Source organism: Dictyobacter kobayashii (genome assembly GCF_003967555.1).
Lineage (GTDB): Bacteria > Chloroflexota > Ktedonobacteria > Ktedonobacterales > Ktedonobacteraceae > Dictyobacter > Dictyobacter kobayashii.
Window position 1 is genome coordinate 2,326,149 of the sequence record NZ_BIFS01000001.1, and the last position, 18,423, is coordinate 2,344,571.

An 18,423-nucleotide genomic window follows, 5' to 3' on the forward strand; every position below is an offset into this window, starting at 1 on the left:
GCGCCGCCTCAGCGGTACACAATAAGGGATAAAACAACATCCATGACGCCTATTGAAACAGACACACAAATAAAACCTCAATTACCACAATCATTATTACAGCCGACTGAATCAATTCAGGATTTGCTGGAAACAGCCTCTCTCTACCTCCACATTCCATTTTGTCATACACGTTGCCATTACTGCGACTTCAATACTTTTGCTGGTATGCTTCCTCTGCGTGAACCCTATGTGCGCGCTTTACTGCAAGAAATCGAGATGGCCGGCACCATGGCCCGCCACGAGGATGGGAGTAAGCGGCGCTCACGCACCGTTTTTCTGGGTGGTGGTACTCCTAGTTTGTTAAATGTAGATCAGATTACACGTCTGCTCCAGGCCTGCTTCAAATCCTTCGCCATCGATCCTGATGCCGAGATTACCATGGAGGCCAATCCCGGCACCTTGAATCAAGATCAACTGATCGGTATACGCAAAGCCGGTATTAATCGTTTGAGCATGGGCGCCCAGAGTTTCGATGCCCAGCTGCTTAAGACGCTGGGACGTATTCATACGCCCGAGGAGATCGTCCAGGCGGTCCAGTATGCCCGGGCAGCCGGTTTCATATCTATCAATATCGACTTCATGTTCGGTCTACCCGATCAGACCATGCAGCACTGGCAGGAGACACTCAAGCAGGCCTTAGAGCTGCGCCCGGAACATCTTTCGCTTTATTCATTGATCGTTGAAGAGGGGACGCCTTTTCAAGACTGGGTCAATGACGGTAGCATCACGCCAGGCGATGAAGATCTGTGCGCCGATATGTATGAGTACGCGGACGAGCTATTACGCCAGGCGGGCTATGTAAACTATGAAATCTCCAACTGGTCCCTCCCAGGACACCATAGCCGCCACAATCTGACGTACTGGCAGAATCTGCCATACATTGGTATGGGTACCGGCGCCGCCTCCAGTTTTGCGGGACGCCGCTTCTCAAATGAGCGCGAGCCGGCTGAGTATATCAAAATCATCAAGTCCCATCGCCTACCAGACGTCGAAAGTGAAGTGGTTGGACAAGAACAGGCAATGTCTGAAACGGCATTTCTAGGTTTACGTACTGCGATGGGATTGCACCTACCAACCTTTGAGGAGCGCTTTGGTAAACCATTCTCGCACTTTGTAGGTGATCGTCTGCATCCCGTAGAAGAAGCAGGTTTATTAGAATATGAGGATGGCTGGCTACGCTTAAGTGCTCGTGGACGCCTTCTCGGCAACGAGGTTTTTTTACGCCTGCTGCCAGATTAAGCAAGAGGAATAGAGACTTGGAATTAACATCTCACCTATCGGACGCGTGGGAAGTCTATCCCCAACTAGACACTGCACTTTTTCAAGCCGCCAATGCTGCTGGTATCACAGCCGTCCAGGCACAGTTACTACATAATCGCGGCCTTAAGCGTGGAGGAGATGAAGGGCTTCATCAAGGCCTCGTATCAAGAGACACGCGATCCCTCCACTTTGATCGACATGCCACGTGCCGTGGCCCGCATTCGTCAGGCCCTCGATCAGCAAGAACATATTACTGTGTATGGCGACTATGATGCGGATGGAGTCACTTCATCCGCATTACTCTATCGTGCCCTGCGCCTGCTGAAACAGCCCACGGCAATCCTGGACCACCATATCCCCCACCGGCTGAAAGATGGCTGTGGGCTGAATATGGGGGCCCTCGATATGCTCAAGGCCCGTGGCACACAATTGATTATCACCACCGATTGCGCCAGTTCAGACGTAGCTCAGGTGGCATATGCCAGCAGACTGGGGATTGATGTCATCATCACAGATCATCACCATCCTCCAGCCGAGTTGCCACAGGCATATGCCATGGTCAATCCCTGGCGCCCAGACTGCATATATGGCGAGCGTTATCTCTGCGGGGTAGGTATAGCATTCAAGCTCACACAGGCCCTCTATCGGTCCTATAATCGCCCTGTAGAGGATGAAATGGCATTATTGGACCTGGTCGCCATAGGAACCATTGCTGATATTGCCCCTTTGCTTGGTGAAAATCATACCTATGTGCGACTTGGATTGCAGCGCTTAAACGAAACAGACAAACCAGGCCTCAAAGCTTTAATTCGCAACGCCAATCTGGAAGCAGGTAAAATACGCGAGCGAGACATTGCCTTTGGGATCGCTCCTTGCATTAATGCTGCCGGGCGCATGAAAGAGGCCAGCATCGCTTTTGCCTTGATGGTCACCGATGATACAGCAGAGGCCGATAAGATCGCCGAGGAATTGCGGCGGTTGAATACCCTGCGCCAGCAAGAGACCGAAACGCTGATGAGCAATGTCCGGGAACAGGCCAAACGCTATCCAGACCACTCCGTCGTCATGGTCGCGGGCAATGACTGGCACGAAGGGATCATTGGACTGGTCGCGGGCAAGCTATCTGAAGAGCTTAGCAAACCCGTCCTGGTTCTGAGCAATGATCCAGCAACCAGCCTGAGCCGTGGCTCGGCCCGTAGCCCAAAGGGCTTTAACATCATCGGGGCACTGCGCGCCTTTGCCTCTTACCTGGAACGCTACGGTGGACATGCTCAGGCCGCCGGCTTCACGATTAGCAGTCAGCGTATCGAGCTACTACGAACGCACCTGCTGAAGTGGCAAGAAAACGATGGCTCACCAAACGCCACGTTGATCGAAGGTACCGATCTACCAGATCCCACTGGCATTGTAACCGAACAGGAAAGCAGCGAAAACGCGCCCACATTGATGCCACAAATGATTGATCTCACCATCACCAAAGCTCGCTTACTGAGCTACGATGCCTACAAAGAGTTGCGCCAGTTAGGACCATTTGGGGCTGGCAATCCTGAGCCGGTCTTCAAAATAGAGCGCGCCGATTTACTGGATGTACGCACCAGCGGACCTAATCGTCAGAATCTGCTCTTCCGGCTTGGCCTCTCCAAAAGTGAAGGCGAAAAAACAGGAGCGCGCACACCTGCTAAATATGAGCTGGTGATCCGTGGCACCTATACCCGTGGAGCATCCGAGATCCAACGGTTTAAAAATATCAATGCCGTTAAGATCGTTTTTCGTCTTAGTTCCTCTGAAGATGACACCAGGCCCGAAACCTGGCTCAAGATCCTGGATGTAGCACCACTGGCAAGCGCTGAATAATCCCTGTCATAAAAACAAATGGGAGGACCCTTTATGGCCCTCCCATTTGTTGATTGTAATGTTTTCTGAACGTACAAACAAAAATCATTAAAAAAATTCTATGAATTCAACATTACACAATTTTTCAATCCACAAGCCGACGCTCTGAAGTATTACGGGTAGATGCCACGCAGCTCTGTTGCTTCCGCAACACGACTGACGGCCAGCAAGTAGGCGCCCATGCGCATGTTCGTCTCCTGGTTGGTCGCCTTCTCAAGTACAGCATTAAAAGAACGCGACATAATCGTTTCCAGACGCTGATTGATCTCTGTCTCAGACCAGAAGAAGTGCTGTAGATCCTGTACCCATTCGAAGTAACTGACGGTAACGCCACCCGCATTAGCCAGAATATCTGGCACAATCATTACTCCATTACCATTTAAGATGCGATCAGCTTCGTTAGTAGTCGGACCATTCGCCGCCTCGACCACCAGGCGAGCCTGAACACGATCAGCATTGTCTTTAGTCAGCTGATTCTCAAGGGCTGCTGGAATAAGAATATCGCAGGGAAGTTCCAACAACTCGCGATTGGTCACCGGCTCAGTACCGGGCATACCGCGCAGGCTTCCATGTTCACGGGAGAAGCGCATCGCTGTTGGGATATCGATGCCAAGAGGATTATAAATGCCCCCGCTTATATCGCTCAACCCCACCACTTTACATCCCATTTCATGCAGGAGGCGAGCAGTAATACCGCCCACATTGCCAAAGCCCTGAATCACCACCGAAGAGCTTTCAGGAGACATACCCAGGTGGCGCATGGCCGCCTTAGTAACTACCTGTACACCACGCGCAGTAGCGTCCAGACGCCCTTCACTACCACCAATAGCCAGCGGCTTACCAGTAATAGCGGCGGGAACCGAATAACCCTGGTGCATTGAATATGTATCCATCATCCAGGCCATAACCTGGGGATTAGTATTCATATCAGGAGCCGGAATATCACTATTAGGTCCCATCAGAATTGAAATCTCGGTCGCATAGCGGCGGCTCATACGCTCAAGCTCGCCACGCGACATCTGATGAGGATCACAGATCACCCCGCCTTTAGCTCCACCAAAAGGGATATCCACCACAGCACATTTCCAGGTCATCCACATCGCCAGGGCACGCACCTCGTCAAGCGAAACTTCAGGGCTAAAACGAATACCACCCTTGGCAGGGCCACGATTGATGTTATGTTGGACACGATAACCAGTAAACATCTGCACATCCCCGTTATCTAAACGAACGGGAAAATTTACAATGAGTTCTCTTTTGGGGGCACGCAGAACATTACGCATTGACTGGGATAAACCGAGCCGCTCAGCAGCTTCATCAAACTGCGCTACGGCAACGGTATAAGGGCTTATAATATCAACAACCATAATAAAAGGACCCTCCTCGGACCTGACCACACAAGGTCAAGCTGCTACGCTGCACGAAAAAGCCTCTTTGCTTCCCACTGCCACATGATTAGTTCAGGCCATTACATGCTATACCATGCAATCATATATGCCGCTAATGTAGCGGCTAACTTTGCCGCCTACAGCTAATCAATTGCTATATATCGAATACCATCGAACAACTCAGCAATTCAAACGGTCAGGCTTATACCGATTGCTGGTATCAATGGGAAACCCGCCCATTTTGGGCGGGCTCACATATAATCCATATAGCACTCAGTATATCACCAATCCTCAAATATGATCAAGTCACCCAACAGCAATTATCTCGTTTGATGAGCGACGCATACTGCAATCATCCTAATGAAAACGCATTTATAATATCAAAAACTATAACATCTAAACTACAGGCAGCAACCTTATACATGCATTATCATAGTATTCTCACACTGTTTTTGCGCCCTGTTTAGCTGGCTAAATAAGCTCTACAGAGGTGATATAAGAAAAATCAGCCCCCTTCGACGGATGCTGGCCATTCAACACTGACCTTAATATGAAATTGATTCAAAAGGGGGATAAGTCCTACCACATACATAGGCTAAAATTCCTAGCTGGCTTCATAGGGGTCGTAGACAAACTTCCATAGCAGTGCATATAATGAAAGCAAAAGAACATCTCCAACGCTACCGCAGCGAGGGAGTTTGTCGTATTTCATTAGCGAGCAGTATCGTCAACGTTCAATGGCGAACAGAGGTGAAATTTTTCCTATGCGTATCCGTGTAATTGGCGCCCCCATAGATTTAGGCGCAGACAGACGTGGGGTTGATATCGGACCCCGAGCTATCCGTTATGCTGGTCTGACCGAGCAGCTCCAGCGCCTTGGCCATAGTGTCAATGACGTTGGTAACATCAATATTCCATTACCTGAGAATCAGCCAACTGGCAATCCTCGTTTAAAATATTTGGAACCCATCACCAAGCTGGCAGAAGAACTATCAGGCACTGTAAGCGATGCACTCCAAGATGAGGAATTCCCATTAATCCTGGGTGGCGATCATAGTATGTCCCTGGGATCAATCAGTGGCGTCGCGCGTGTACATAAAGACGTTGGCGTAATCTGGGTTGATGCCCATGCCGACTTCAATGTGGAGGATACCACGCCTTCAGGCAATATCCACGGCATGATTCTGGCTGCCCTGGCCGGCATCGGCGATGAACACCTGGTCAATGTTGGTGGCTGGGCCCCCAAAGTTGATAAGAACAAGATAGTCATCGTAGGTGCACGCGACCTGGATGAGGGCGAGCAAAAACTTCTGCGCGAACACAACATCCACGTCTTCACTATGTCGGATCTGGACCGCCGCGGCATCTCTTATGTGATGCAGGAGGCCATCGAGATCGCCGGCGCCAACAACGGTCCCATCCACTTAAGCCTGGATATGGACTCGCTCGATCCACGTGAAGCTCCTGGCGTAGGCACCCCGGTACGCGGCGGACTCAGCTATCGCGAAGCTCACTTCGCCATGGAAATGCTTGCTGAATCCCAGCGCCTGGTCTCTATGGATGTGGTAGAAGTCAATTCTATTCTAGACCGCGAAAATACCACTGCCCAGTTAGCGGTGGAGCTTACACTATCAGCCCTGGGCAAAAAAATCCTATAAAATTTTCCCGGAACATCTTCTTCAAGCGCCAGAAATGTGTTCCCAGAGCCATTTCTGATACGTTGTAGACATATATCACTGAGGTTATGTATATCACGACATTTATACGTGATATACATAACCTCAACTTACTACACACCATAGAAAAAGGAGGAGACGGTAAGTAGCAGCAATGCGGCTTATCCACAAAGACAATGGATGCAAAAATACTCTATATGAATGGTGAGTACATTCCGGCTGAGCGTGGCTTTATTTCCGTACGCAGTCATGGTTTTGCCTATGGTACGGGGGTATTCGAAGGTATTCGTGGCTACTGGAATGAAGAGCAAAAGCAGGTCTACCTGTTCCGCCTGCGGGAGCATTACGAGCGCCTGCACCGCTCCTGCAAAATCATGCGCATCAATCTGCCTTATACAGTTGAGCAACTGATTGAGCACAGCGTAGAGCTAGTCAAACGCAACGAGCAGCAGCAGGATGTCTATCAGCGTCCCGTAGCCTACAAGAGCGACGAGATCATTGGTGTACGCCTTCACGGCCTCCACGATGACTATCTCCTGACCTCCGAGCCAATGGGCAACTACGTTGAAATCGGTGGCCTGCGCTGTGGCGTCTCTTCCTGGCGACGTATTGACGACAACGCAATTCCAGCTCGCGCCAAGATCTGTGGTAGCTATGTCAACGCCGCCTTCGCCAAAACAGAGGCCATCCAGAACGGTTTTGACGAAGCCATCATGCTTAACCACGAAGGACACGTCTCCGAAGGAAGTGCTGAAAACATCTTCTTGTTCCAGAATGGAGAACTGATCACCCCGGCCCCATCAGAAAATATTCTGCTGGGTATTACCCGTGACACAATTATCCAACTGGCCCAGAAAGAGCTCGGCATCAACGTCCGCGAACGGCAGATCGACCGCACAGAGCTCTACACAGCCGACGAAATCTTCCTGTGTGGAACGGGAGCCCAGATCGCGCCCGTCATCGAAGTAGACCACAATCCCGTTGGCAACGGAACCACTGGCCCCATCGGGCAAAAGCTCCAGGACCTCTACTTCGACATCGTCCGTGGTCGCAACAGCAAATATCTTGACTGGTGCACCCCCGTCTACTCCGAAGTCGCCTCACCTACAAAGTAATTTCATAGAAAAGATCAAAAAGAAGTCCTGTCGGTGATTGCCAACAGGACTTCTTTTTGATCTTTTCTACCCAACAGAAGCGACAACGGGGTCGCAAACCTGGTAAGATTAACGCTTTGTATACTGTGGAGCCTTACGAGCGCGTTTCAAACCTGGTTTCTTTCTTTCCTTCATACGTGGGTCACGTGTCAGGTAGCCAGCTTTACGCAGGGCCAGCTTGAAATCAGGATTCAAGCGTACCAGAGCGCGAGCCAGGCCATGACGGATAGCGCCGGCCTGACCGCTAGCGCCACCACCGACCACACGCACGGTCAGGGTATAAGAAGTATTGTTCAAATCCAGCGCACGCAGGGGCGCAGCCACTGCAGCCAGATGTGTATCACGCTGCCCGAAGTAGTTCTGGGCAGTTTTGCCATTGATGGTGATGCTACCATCGCCGCTTGGGAAGAGGCGCACGCGAGCAACAGCCGTTTTACGCCGTCCCATACCGTAGTAGTATTCACCTCTGGTGGTGTCAGCCAAGGTAGGTTCTCCTCTTCTTTACTTTGCCTCAGTAGACTGCTTCAACAACGCCTCTGGACCCGTCCAGATCACCGGCTTCTGAGCCTGGTGTGGATGGGTAGGACCGGCATAAATCTTCAAGCGAGACATCACCTGGGTGCCCAGACGATTGTGCATGACCATACCGCGCACGGCATGCTCAAGTGCACGCTCTGGATGTTTGCCTTCCAAAGTCTGGCGCAAAGTGGTCTTCTTCAAACCGCCAGGATATTGTGAGTGGCGATAGTAGACCTTTTGATCCAGGCGATTGCCAGTCACTGCAATCTTATCAGCATTAATCACAACCACGAAATCCCCGCTATTGAGGTGTGGTGTAAAGGTGGGTTTATGCTTACCGCGCAGAATGTGCGCGATCTGCGTCGCCAGGCGACAGTACCTGCCCCTCGGCATCGATGACATACCAACTAGGTTGCAGATCAGCGGCCTTGGCGCTATATGTCTTCATCATCGTTCGTTTATACTCCAAATTTCTCAGGATAATCAACCCGTACCAGACACAGCCCATGTGGTGGGGCCGCTGAACCAGGATGCGTCTTCTCCGCACGTTGCACAATTTCAAAAAATTCTTCAAGACAGAGACGCTTCTGTCCCACTAGCAGTAACGTGCCAACCATTCTACGAACCTGCCCGTGAGAAAGGCATCAGCAGTAAAATCACAATAAATGAGTTCGTTCGCCTCTGGACGTACGCAACGTGCTTCTAACATTGTACGAACACAGGAATGTGGTCCTGGCCTCAATGGATTAGAGACATAAGGGCTATGCCCGAAGGCTCCGAAATCCTTGCGCCCCACTAACGCCTGACAGGCCTGATTCATCAGATCAACATCCAGAGCCTTAAAGCAATGGTAGCTATATCTGGCATGCAAAGCCGTCGGCGCGATATCGTTCCAGATCGTATAGCGATAGGAACGACGGATGGCGCTAAATCGAGCATGGAACCTTTCGGGAACCACACGCACCCACCGTACCACCACGGTGCTGGGTAAGACAGCGTTCAACGCACGCAACCACACCGCGGGCTCGCGCTGCAAGTGAGTAGAGAAAGTTATCACCTGACCACTTGCATGCACACCAGCGTCGGTACGTCCTGCGCCGTTAACCACAGAGAAGGCACCGTCGGAGACACGAGCGATCGCGCTCTCCAACGCACCCTGCACCGTGGGCCCATGGCTCTCAGCCTGACGCTGAAAGCCGCGGAAATCGGTGCCATCATACTCAATTCCACAAGCAATGTTCATACGTTAATGTTCAATGTAGCAGGGATAAGACGCGATGAACCAGGTTCCGCGTTTAATGTATCCCTATACCAGGGCGATCTGCGCAATTTCAGCAGCGTCACCCTTACGGCGGCCAAGTTTCGTAATACGAGTATAGCCACCAGGACGACCGAGATAACGAGGAGCCAGCTCTTCAAACATCTTTTTGACGACCAGCTCATCAGGCAAGGAGCTCAGGATCTGGCGGCGAGCATGCAGCTCGATCACCATTGACTCATAAGCAGCTTTTAAAGCCTTCTCAGCCTCATCCTCATTCGAGAAGATGGCCAGCAGCTCTTCGCGGCGAGCTTTCAGCTTATCTTCATGGAATTTGCGGCCCTTATCGGTCAAAGGCGCTTTATGCACCTTCGCGCGCTCCTCATTAGAAGCAACGCTATGCTTCAACGAGAAACGGCCCTTACGTGCAAACTCCAGAATTTTGGTCGCCTGCTCTTCATTAGATACAACTGCAGCCAGGTGCTTGCGGGCCTCTTCGCGACCCTTCACCGCTACAGAAATCAACTTTTCAGCTTCGCCACGGATCGCGCGAGCGCGTGCTTCAGTGGTCTGAATACGGTCGTAACGGATGAGACCTGCCATCAAATTACGGCGCGCAGACCGACGACGCGGCTCTGGCATATTCATCCGGTTGCCGGCAATTCGGTGCCTCAACTCATTCCTCCATTTCGTGATCGCCGTCCAAATCGGCTCCGACGGTGCTCGTGCGCGGATTAGGCAGGAAGTTTCGTGCAAGTAGGCGCTCACGCAGCTCCTGCAAACTCTTCTCACCAAAATTGCGTACACCCAAAAGATCTTCCTCGTTCATCGAGAGAACCTGGCCAACCTTCGTAATATTGCTACGCTTCAAACAGTTGTAAGCGCGCACCGAGAGATCAAGCTCTTCGATCGGAGTATCATAGATCTTCTGAGGGATGGGCAAGCTGCTCAAAGGTGCTTTCTCAATCTCAGGCACCTGAGCGCGATAATTGGCGAGCAGAGTAAAATGCCGCACCAGAATATCCGCACTTTGACGCAACGCCTCATCAGGCGTAATCGTACCATCCGTCGTGATTTCAAGAACAATTTTATCGAAATTAGTCATCTGCCCTACACGTGTATGCTCAACGGTGTAATTCACCTTTTGCACAGGCGTATAGATAGCATCGACCGGGATTACCCCAATAGGCTGATCCTCTTTTGAGTCGGCAGGAACATAGCCTCTACCAGTCTCAACGACCAGCTCCATATCGAGGCGAGCATTGTCATTGTCAAGCGTTGCAATATGCAGCTCAGGATTAACAATCTCTACCGTGCTAGGAGCGATGATATCGGCTGCAGTCACCTCGCGCTCACCGCTCACTTCCAGACGCATCGATACGGGATGGTCTGAAAAGGAGCGTAGGCGAAGACGTTTGACATTCAACACAATATCGGTCACATCTTCCATCACGTTAGGGACGTCCTGGAACTCGTGTTGCACACCCTCGATCCGAATAGAGGTGACAGCCGCGCCGGGCAACGAAGACAGCAGCACGCGCCGCAACGAATTGCCCAGGGTCATACCATACCCAGCCTCTAACGGCTCAATATCATAGCTCGCATAATTACCAAGAGTTTTTGTATTTTTTATGCGAGGCAGTGCAATATCTAGCAAGGTTCTAACCTGCCTTTCTTTTTCTACCAGGTTCAGTAGTGCTCACATGACCTAAATAGCCAGGGAGACAAAGGCCAGAACGCTGGTAGTCCAAGAGTTCTTCGCCCTGATGTGACCCCAAGAAGGATCACCCAGGCACGGACCTAACCCTTCTAACACACATGCCAGCGACACTTGGCATCTTGCCCGTTGTCGCACAAGCAAAGAGCGCGGGCGTGTGCCATGAAGTCTCCGCCGACTCAACTTATTATCGTTGATAATACTCAACCACCATCTGCTCATCGAAGGGCAGCTCAAGATCCGCTCGTGAGGGTATGGTAATAACACGGCCCGACAGCTCGTTGGTGTTCAAGCTCAACCAGGTGGGAACACCCTTCTGAGCCAGCATCAAAGCGCGTGCCTTGAAGTACTCGAGGCCTTTGCTACGCTCACGGACAGTGATAACGTCATTTGGCTTGGCAATGAAAGAAGGAATATCTGTCTTGCGGCCATTAACAGCGAAGTGACCATGATTTACCAGCTGACGTGCCTGGGCGCGGGAATCGGCCAGACCAAGGCGATAAACCAGGTTATCTAAACGCATCTCCAGAATCTGCAACAGATTCTCGCTAGTTTTACCAGGGCGGTTAGCAGCAGCACCGAAGTGTTTTACGAACTGACGCTCCAATACCCCATATGTACGACGCACGCGCTGCTTCTCGCGCAGCTGCTTGGCGTACCCTGACTCTTTACGAGCACGGCTAGCACCATGCTGGCCGGGACGTGTATTACGGCGCTCAAGTGTGCATTTTGTCAAACACTTGTCGCCCTTTAAGAAAAGTTTTACCCCTTCACGTCTGCACAGTTTGCAGACGGGACCGGTATAACGTGCCATCTAGTTCTATCCTCCTACCGATCAGTCCGGCTATACGCGACGACGCTTGGGCGGTCGGCAACCGTTGTGCGGAATAGGTGTAACATCTGTAATTGAAGTGACTGAGAGGCCAGCTCCCTGCAAAGAGCGGATCGCTGCCTCACGGCCAGAGCCAGGGCCTTTTACAAAGACATCAATCTGTCGCAGGCCATGCTCCATCGCTTTGCGAGCTGCGGTCTCCGCAGTCACCTGAGCAGCATAAGGAGTGCTCTTACGGGAGCCTTTGAAGCCCTGACCACCAGCGCTTCCCCATGAGAGTACATTCCCATTGGGATCGGTGAGGGTCACAATCGTGTTGTTGAATGTTGCCTGGATATGGGCCTGTCCTCGGGGAACGGATTTCCGTTCACGCCGCCTGACCTTGCCAACTGGTTTCTTTTTGTCTGCCATTTTTACAATCTCTCTCCTGCGTTACTTCTTCGCTGCAGCTTTCTTCTTGCCAGCAACCGTGCGTTTTGGACCACGACGTGTGCGTGCATTCGTACGCGTGCGCTGACCACGCACCGGCAGGTTACGACGGTGGCGCATACCACGATAACAGTTGATTTCGATCAGCCGTTTGATATTCATATCAACTTCACGGCGCAGGTCGCCTTCAACCTTAAATTCGCGATCAATAACTTCACGGAGACGATTGACTTCTTCTTCGGTCAGATTCTTTACCCGTGTATCTGGATTAATGCGTGTTCGGTCCAGGATCTTGCGGCTTGTTGTCAGCCCAATACCATAGATGTAGCACAGCGAAATTTCCACACGCTTTTCTCGCGGAATGTCTACGCCGGCGATTCTTGCCATCTTTTCCTCCAGCTTTACGTTTCGACTTTCAATTCTACTCGCTTGCGCTCAAAACTTGAAACCCGAAAACCCTGATTAACCCTGTTTCTGTTTATGTTTAGGATCTTTGCTACAAATAACCATGACCACACGTTTGCGGCGAATGATTTTGCAGCTATCACAGCGCGGTTTAACTGAGGCGCTTACTTTCATGTCTGCCTCTCCTCATGAAATGACATAAAAACTTAAAATTTAAATCCACACCGATTACCACCCTCGGTTACACACAGTGCTAACGTGAGACTCACAATGCTCTACGGCCCTGTTCACCGAGAAGTGAGGACGGAAGTAAAGGAATCACATGAACGGATACTACATGCTTCCTTCTTATCCGGCCAATGTACCGAAAAGATACCGATAGGAGAAAAGGAACAATGATGGGCGTGTGCTCAGGTCCAAACGGACGGACCAGCACACCAGCCAGCCAGAGGCCTCATCATCGCGCGCGCCATGTTATGCGCCCTCGTGTCAGGTCATAGGGGGACAGCACTACCCGAACCTTATCACCTGGTACGATACGTATGAAATTCATACGCATACGACCCGATAGGACAGCCAGAACCTGGTGGTTTTCATCAATCTCTACTTTAAACATGGCATTGGGGAGGGACTCCAACACTTTTCCCTCAACCTCAATTTCATCCTTTTTTGGCATAACATCCTTTCCCTAGCGGCGGGACTACATTCGCTATTTCCTGCATATATTTTTGCCAGATATGCTTCGCACGGCAGCCATCATACGAGCATTCGCGGATTATACTGCAGTTTCGATGCGCTTGAAAGTACAAAAGGGCAGCAGTATTTACTGCTGCAGCCAACTACGAATTATAGCATACTTTTTCTGAGGTGTCGAGTGGGAATTTATTTCCGGGATGTCTCCCTGCCCGCTGCACTTCCGCTTCTGCCTTATTTTATAGACGTAGCACTTCAAGACTGGTAACCAGAGTAGCCAGAAACGTTTGTTTCCCATCCTCTCGGTTTCCAGATCGCATCCGCAACCCAGCTACCGTAATCAACTGAAATCGCTATCCGTTATTTAGCGTTACTTAGTTCCGCCAATATAGCCATCAAGTATTATAACTCGTCTGGCATGAGAATAAACTGGTTGAATCTATGTTCGTGAGAACATTGTGAGAACAGAAAAGGCGGTAGCAAAGAAAGTCTCCCTTCTGCCACCGTCCATTCTGAGCTCGTTCTTATTTATGACAGCCTTTAACGGCATCAATAAGACTTTGTGATACCTGCTCGATGCTTTGATTACCATTGACAGTTTTCAGCTTATGCTGCTTTTTATAGTAATCTAGCAACTGCATGGTTTCATGATAGAAAGTGTCTAAACGTTTGTGTATCGCCTCGCCCTTATCATCGGCTCTTTGATACAATTCACTTCCATCCAGATCACAGACCCCTGGAACCTTCGGAGGATTCGTTTCAATATTATACACATGTTGATGGGCCCGGCAAATGTAGCGACCCGACAAGCGGTGAAGAAGCTCTTCACGTGGCACATCGAGATAAATACTACAGTCTATAGACCGACCAACACGTGACAACCCTTGATCAAGTGCTTGCGCCTGGGCAATAGTTCGAGGAAAACCGTCTAGCAGGACTCCGTCGCGTACATATTTATCAGCTGAAATATGTTTCAACACCATAGCCACTGTTAAATCATCAGGAACTAATTCACCACGATCGAAGTAGGCCTGAGCCTGTTTACCAAACTCGGTCCCAGCTTCTGACTCTTTACGAAACAGGTCACCACTTGAAACATGATGCATGCCCAGGGAATGCGCCAGGCGCTCGGCCTGCGTTCCCTTCCCCGATCCCTGAGCACCTATAAGGATAATATTCACGATTTTCCTCCGCAGGAAATTCGGGGAGGTGCAACACTGCACTTCCCCGTAAGAGGAAATGCACCATCGCAGCTCCTCGAAAACAATAGACATTCAAGGGAAACCAGTGAAACAGCCACCTTTTAACCCCTTGTCTAGGAAAGAAAACCTGAATAGTTACGCATCACCATCTGAGATTCCAGCTGCCGCACCGTGTCAAGCACGACACCGACAGCGATCAGAAGCGAGGCTGCGCCCAACATCTGATTACCTCCAACACGAGCGATGAACGGTAAAACCGTAATCACTCCCAGGAACAGGGCTCCTGCCAGGGTGATACGATTCAGGATATTCAACAGATAACGACTGGTTGGCTCGCCAGGCCGATATCCCGGAATAAACGCACCCTGTTTCTGCAAGTTCTCCGGAATATTCTGCTGCTGCCACAACACATATGCATAAAAATATGTGAAAGCAACCACCAGCAAGAAGTTAAGGATCCAATACCACCACACAGTAGGATTGATCAGGTAGAGGGAGATCCAGAGGGCAACTTCTTTAATCCAGGGTGTTGTACTTGTGCTCAGATAACGAGCAATAACCGTTGGGAAGAGCAGCATCGACGACGCGAAGATGAGCGGAATCATACCCGCGCTATTGATCTGCATGGGAATATAAGTGGTCTGCGCAGAGCCAACCATCATGTTACGGCCAACGTTACGCTTGGTTGGATACTGAACAGGAACACGTCGCTGTCCCAGGTAGATGTAGATAATACCCAGAATGGTAATCACACCAATAACCAGGAAAACTCCAATGCTAACGACGGCACCACTACCACCCGACTGAGCGGCCGTTATACCCTGCTGTACGTATTTGGGCAGGTTACTGAGGATATTGGCCAGGATAACGATCGAAATACCATTACCAATGCCTTTTTCAGTAATCAGCTCACCCAACCAGACCAGGATCATCGTGCCAGCAATCAACGATGCCAGGATCGCGAATGACTGTAAAGCATACTGAGGATCAACCAGACTGAAGTTGGTAAGTACCTTTTCCTGCTGGAAAAGCGCGCATTGTCCAATGCCCTGGAGAAACGCCAGAGGCACGGTAATGATACGTGTGATCTGACTAAAGCGCAGGCGACCTGCTTCACCCTGAGTCGACAGGTTCTGCAACGCGGGAACAATTGGCTGCAGAAGTTGCATCACAATGGTGGCAGTGATATAGGGGTAAACAGAGAAAGCGACGATAGAGAAGTTCTGCAAAGATCCGCCAGAAAATACATCGAGCAAGCCGAGCAACTGCCCAACCGGATTATCACCTGTATTGAAAAGATTATTGAGACTCTTCTGCTCAGTAGGTGACAACGGAACGTTGATGTGGGCCAGGATGCGGAATACAAGCAGCATACCTAGCGTGAAGAGGATCTTTTTGCGCAGATCAGGGACTGTCCAAATACTACGCAGCTTTTCCCACATGGGAGCCTCCTTTTGCGAAGAACGCAAACATAGGACATCACACAACAATTAGAAATGATGCAACGTGCCAGGGAAAAATTGCTTTCTCCCTGGCCGTCTATTTCTACTGTGCTACTTCAGCTGTGTCTTTGTTCTCGTCTTTACGACGTTTGGTCTTTTCGTAGACCCGGGTTGGGATGATCTCCACGCTACCACCAGCGGCTTCGATCTTGGCCTTTGCAGTCGCAGAAAACTTATGCGCATGCACGGTTAGAGCACGATCGATTTCGCCATCACCAAGGATTTTGATTAAACCCTTGCCCTGAGCAGGAGTCACGAGACCCTGGGACGCCAGATCCTCAGGACGTACCTGAGCACCACCATCGAACAACTCGAGGTCTACAATGTTAATAATAGTATATTCATCTTGGAAAACGGAACTACCATTGCCAAGACCACGTACGAATGGTAAACGCTTGTTGAGACGTGTCTGACCGCCATTGAATGAACGGTTGACATGCCCACCAGTACGTGCCTTCTGTCCTTTTGTACCACGGCCAGCGGTCTTACCACGACCGGAACCGTGACCACGTCCAACGCGGCGCTCTGTCTTGTGAGAACCGGGAGCGGGTCGCAAATCAGAGAGTTTCACTGACAATCTCCTCTACTTGAAGCAGGTGACTCACCTTGCGAATCATACCACGCACTGCTGGCTGATCTTCATGCTCAACAGTGTGCTGCAGTTTGCGCAAGCCCAGAGCCTGAATGGTTGCCTTCTGATCTTTTGGGTAGCCGATAGAGCTTCTGACCCATTTTACACGCAATTTTGCCATTTTCTCTAACTCCTAGAACGGCGGTCGCCGCCACGGTCGCCGCCACCGCGACGATCGCCACCGCGATCTCCACCACGGCGGTCACCACCACGTTCGCGGCGGTTCGAAACCGCGCGGCTCTCACGGATCTCTTCTTCACGGGCGGCACGGGCGGCTGCGGCCTGCTCAGCGGCGGCTGCAGTTGCAGCGGCCAGCTGCTCAGCACGTTTCTTACCCAAAAGCTCAACAACGGTTTTGCCACGACGAGCGGCCTCAGCATCGGCTGAACGCAGCTCACGCAGGCCAGCGATACAGGCCTGAACGGTGTTTGCTTTGTTGGTGCTTCCCAGGGTCTTGGTCAGGATGTCACGGACACCAGCTGATTCCATAACCGCACGTACAGCACCACCAGCGATAACACCTGTACCAGGAGCAGCTGGCTTCAGCAGAACTTCGGATGCGCCGAAGTTAGCCAGGACGGCGAAAGGAATGGTTGTGCCAGTCAGGGGGACTTCGACCAGGTGTTTCTTGGCATCCTCAACACCCTTACGAATAGCCTCTGTGTATTCGCCAGCTTTACCGAAACCATAGCCCACATGCCCGTTGCGATCACCAACCACAACCAGAGCACGAATGCTAAACCGTCGGCCACCTTTCACCACCTTGGAGACGCGGCTTACTTCTACCACTGTCTCTTCAAGGTTCAGTTTTGAAGCATCTATTCTTGCCATTTTTTCTGTATTACTCCTCTAAATTCACGCGCGCTTTTCTAGTACACGCATGAAAGGTTGCCTCGTGGGCCTAGAAATCCAGACCGCCCTCACGAGCGCCTTCAGCAAGTGCAGCGACTCGTCCATGATAGGCATAGCCACCACGATCAAAGACAACCTGGGCGATACCCTTCTCTTTGGCACGCTGGGCGACAATTTTACCTACTTCGCGTGCCAGCGCAACCTTGCGGTTATTGGCAATGCCAGCAAGCTGCTCAACAGGAGTCTTCTTTTCTTTCTTCTCTGTGACCGGCTGTGCTGCGCGAGACTGCTTCGCACCTTTGCCCTTTTTAGCAGGGGCTTCAGTGGCGGCCTCAACAACCTCGGCCTCAGGAGCGGACTGCTGGGCAGCCTTGTTCTCTTTCGGTGCCGAAGCGGACTGCTCTGGCTTAAAGTTCTGCAGGCTCTCATCCAGGGATGAGGCCGCGACTAACGTCTGGCCGATGGAGTCGTCTATAATTTGCGCATAGATATGATGTCCACTGCGGAAGATATTCAAACGTGGACGTGACGAGGTTCCCTCGAAGTGGCGTCGTATACGCTGGTGCCGCCGCAGCCGCGCCTTGTTGGCTTCAAATCTTTTAATCATAGCTTCATCACAAAAGATATAGGGCTCATCTTTGCTTGATACAAAGAGGCAATCTTTTGCAATTCCCCTTTCTTTGGATACGCGCTGCCCGAAGGAGTAGGGAGCGACGTGGTCGGCACTACGTCTCTCATAATACATTCCTTCATTGTCGCGTTTTGACACAATGCTGGATTACATGATCTGGCGACTGGTCTATTGGCATTTTCATTCAGACAGCGGGCAGTAGAACGCGGGCTGTTGAGAGCATGCACAACCAGGCGCGCAGGCGAAAAATGGATGGGCTATAAACTTTAACCCACACCATAGTATCACACTCTGGCTATTGTCGCGAGTTTTCTCGCCAACGCATAGACAGAAAGTCGC

Annotated in this window: 18 protein-coding genes and 5 pseudogenes; 4 read left to right on the forward strand and 19 right to left on the reverse strand. The window is 50.9% G+C overall.

Features of this window, described 5'->3' with window-relative positions:
• Positions 1–42 precede the first annotated feature (42 nt).
• Together hemW and recJ are read left to right on the forward strand one after the other, a co-directional pair.
• Entirely contained in the window at positions 43–1,281 is a 1,239-nt protein-coding gene (hemW, locus tag EL645_RS10185; RefSeq protein ID WP_126549925.1) for a radical SAM family heme chaperone HemW, read from the forward strand.
• Between the two features lie 159 nt (positions 1,282–1,440).
• Positions 1,441–3,156, forward strand: coding sequence for a single-stranded-DNA-specific exonuclease RecJ (recJ, locus tag EL645_RS10190; RefSeq protein WP_161977277.1), 1,716 nt, complete (start codon positions 1,441–1,443; stop codon positions 3,154–3,156).
• A gap of 152 nt (positions 3,157–3,308) precedes the next feature.
• Here the strand turns inward: recJ and EL645_RS10195 are convergent, their stop codons facing one another.
• Positions 3,309–4,562: a Glu/Leu/Phe/Val family dehydrogenase gene (locus EL645_RS10195; RefSeq protein WP_126549927.1), complete on the reverse strand. Its 1,254-nt coding sequence runs from the start codon at positions 4,560–4,562 to the stop codon at positions 3,309–3,311.
• 785 nt (positions 4,563–5,347) lie between these two features.
• On the opposite strand from EL645_RS10195, the gene rocF reads away from it, so the two are divergent.
• Positions 5,348–6,241 carry an arginase gene (rocF, locus tag EL645_RS10200; protein ID WP_126554116.1) on the forward strand — a complete coding sequence of 298 codons (894 nt, stop codon included), beginning with the start codon at positions 5,348–5,350 and terminating at the stop codon, positions 6,239–6,241.
• Between the two features lie 194 nt (positions 6,242–6,435).
• The gene (locus tag EL645_RS10205) at positions 6,436–7,374 is read left to right on the forward strand and encodes a branched-chain amino acid transaminase (protein ID WP_126549928.1); all 939 of its coding nucleotides are present in this window, start codon (positions 6,436–6,438) and stop codon (positions 7,372–7,374) included.
• Positions 7,375–7,482: 108 nt separating this feature from the next.
• Here EL645_RS10205 and rpsI read toward each other — a convergent pair whose 3' ends face one another.
• From rpsI to EL645_RS10295, 18 genes and pseudogenes are all read right to left on the reverse strand, one after another.
• Positions 7,483–7,860 (reverse strand): 30S ribosomal protein S9, encoded by a 378-nt coding sequence (gene rpsI, locus EL645_RS10210; RefSeq protein WP_126554118.1) that lies wholly within the window; start codon positions 7,858–7,860, stop codon positions 7,483–7,485.
• A gap of 54 nt (positions 7,861–7,914) precedes the next feature.
• Positions 7,915–8,380: pseudogene (gene rplM / locus EL645_RS10215) on the reverse strand (50S ribosomal protein L13).
• A gap of 10 nt (positions 8,381–8,390) precedes the next feature.
• Positions 8,391–8,549, reverse strand: a complete 159-nt coding sequence (locus EL645_RS10220; protein ID WP_126549929.1) for a tRNA pseudouridine synthase A — start codon at positions 8,547–8,549, stop codon at positions 8,391–8,393.
• On the reverse strand, positions 8,528–9,175 hold the full coding sequence (locus EL645_RS10225; protein ID WP_126549930.1) for a tRNA pseudouridine synthase A: 648 nt from the start codon (positions 9,173–9,175) through the stop codon (positions 8,528–8,530). The genes EL645_RS10220 and EL645_RS10225 overlap by 22 nt, the downstream gene beginning before the upstream one ends.
• Before the next feature lie 63 nt (positions 9,176–9,238).
• Positions 9,239–9,865, reverse strand: a complete 627-nt coding sequence (locus tag EL645_RS10230) for a bL17 family ribosomal protein (protein ID WP_170207713.1) — start codon at positions 9,863–9,865, stop codon at positions 9,239–9,241.
• A 1-nt stretch (position 9,866) separates the two neighbouring features.
• On the reverse strand, positions 9,867–10,847 hold the full coding sequence (locus EL645_RS10235) for a DNA-directed RNA polymerase subunit alpha (RefSeq protein ID WP_126549931.1): 981 nt from the start codon (positions 10,845–10,847) through the stop codon (positions 9,867–9,869).
• A 247-nt stretch (positions 10,848–11,094) separates the two neighbouring features.
• Positions 11,095–11,721 carry a 30S ribosomal protein S4 gene (rpsD, locus tag EL645_RS10240; protein ID WP_126549932.1) on the reverse strand — a complete coding sequence of 209 codons (627 nt, stop codon included), beginning with the start codon at positions 11,719–11,721 and terminating at the stop codon, positions 11,095–11,097.
• A 30-nt stretch (positions 11,722–11,751) separates the two neighbouring features.
• On the reverse strand, positions 11,752–12,150 hold the full coding sequence (rpsK, locus tag EL645_RS10245; protein WP_126549933.1) for a 30S ribosomal protein S11: 399 nt from the start codon (positions 12,148–12,150) through the stop codon (positions 11,752–11,754).
• Positions 12,151–12,171: 21 nt separating this feature from the next.
• A complete protein-coding gene (rpsM, locus tag EL645_RS10250) occupies positions 12,172–12,555 on the reverse strand; it encodes a 30S ribosomal protein S13 (protein ID WP_126549934.1) in 384 nt (127 codons plus the stop codon).
• Between the two features lie 75 nt (positions 12,556–12,630).
• Complete coding sequence (rpmJ, locus tag EL645_RS10255; protein WP_126549935.1) at positions 12,631–12,747, reverse strand: 50S ribosomal protein L36; 117 nt, start codon at positions 12,745–12,747, stop codon at positions 12,631–12,633.
• A gap of 283 nt (positions 12,748–13,030) precedes the next feature.
• The gene (gene infA / locus EL645_RS10260) at positions 13,031–13,249 is read right to left on the reverse strand and encodes a translation initiation factor IF-1 (protein ID WP_126549936.1); all 219 of its coding nucleotides are present in this window, start codon (positions 13,247–13,249) and stop codon (positions 13,031–13,033) included.
• A 541-nt stretch (positions 13,250–13,790) separates the two neighbouring features.
• Positions 13,791–14,447, reverse strand: a complete 657-nt coding sequence (locus EL645_RS10265) for an adenylate kinase (protein WP_126549937.1) — start codon at positions 14,445–14,447, stop codon at positions 13,791–13,793.
• A 134-nt stretch (positions 14,448–14,581) separates the two neighbouring features.
• The gene (gene secY, locus EL645_RS10270) at positions 14,582–15,910 is read right to left on the reverse strand and encodes a preprotein translocase subunit SecY (RefSeq protein WP_126549938.1); all 1,329 of its coding nucleotides are present in this window, start codon (positions 15,908–15,910) and stop codon (positions 14,582–14,584) included.
• 175 nt (positions 15,911–16,085) lie between these two features.
• A pseudogene (gene rplO, locus EL645_RS10275) lies at positions 16,086–16,541 on the reverse strand (50S ribosomal protein L15); the annotation flags it as partial.
• Positions 16,528–16,722, reverse strand: coding sequence for a 50S ribosomal protein L30 (gene rpmD / locus EL645_RS10280; protein ID WP_126549940.1), 195 nt, complete (start codon positions 16,720–16,722; stop codon positions 16,528–16,530). The gene rpmD and the pseudogene rplO, both read right to left, overlap by 14 nt.
• Positions 16,723–16,934: 212 nt before the next feature.
• Positions 16,935–17,432, reverse strand: a pseudogene (gene rpsE / locus EL645_RS10285) (30S ribosomal protein S5); the annotation flags it as partial.
• 70 nt (positions 17,433–17,502) lie between these two features.
• Positions 17,503–17,715: pseudogene (locus EL645_RS39205) on the reverse strand (50S ribosomal protein L18); the annotation flags it as partial.
• Between the two features lie 90 nt (positions 17,716–17,805).
• Positions 17,806–18,198 (reverse strand): annotated as a pseudogene (locus EL645_RS10295) (50S ribosomal protein L18); the annotation flags it as partial.
• Between the last annotated feature and the right edge of the window lie 225 nt (positions 18,199–18,423).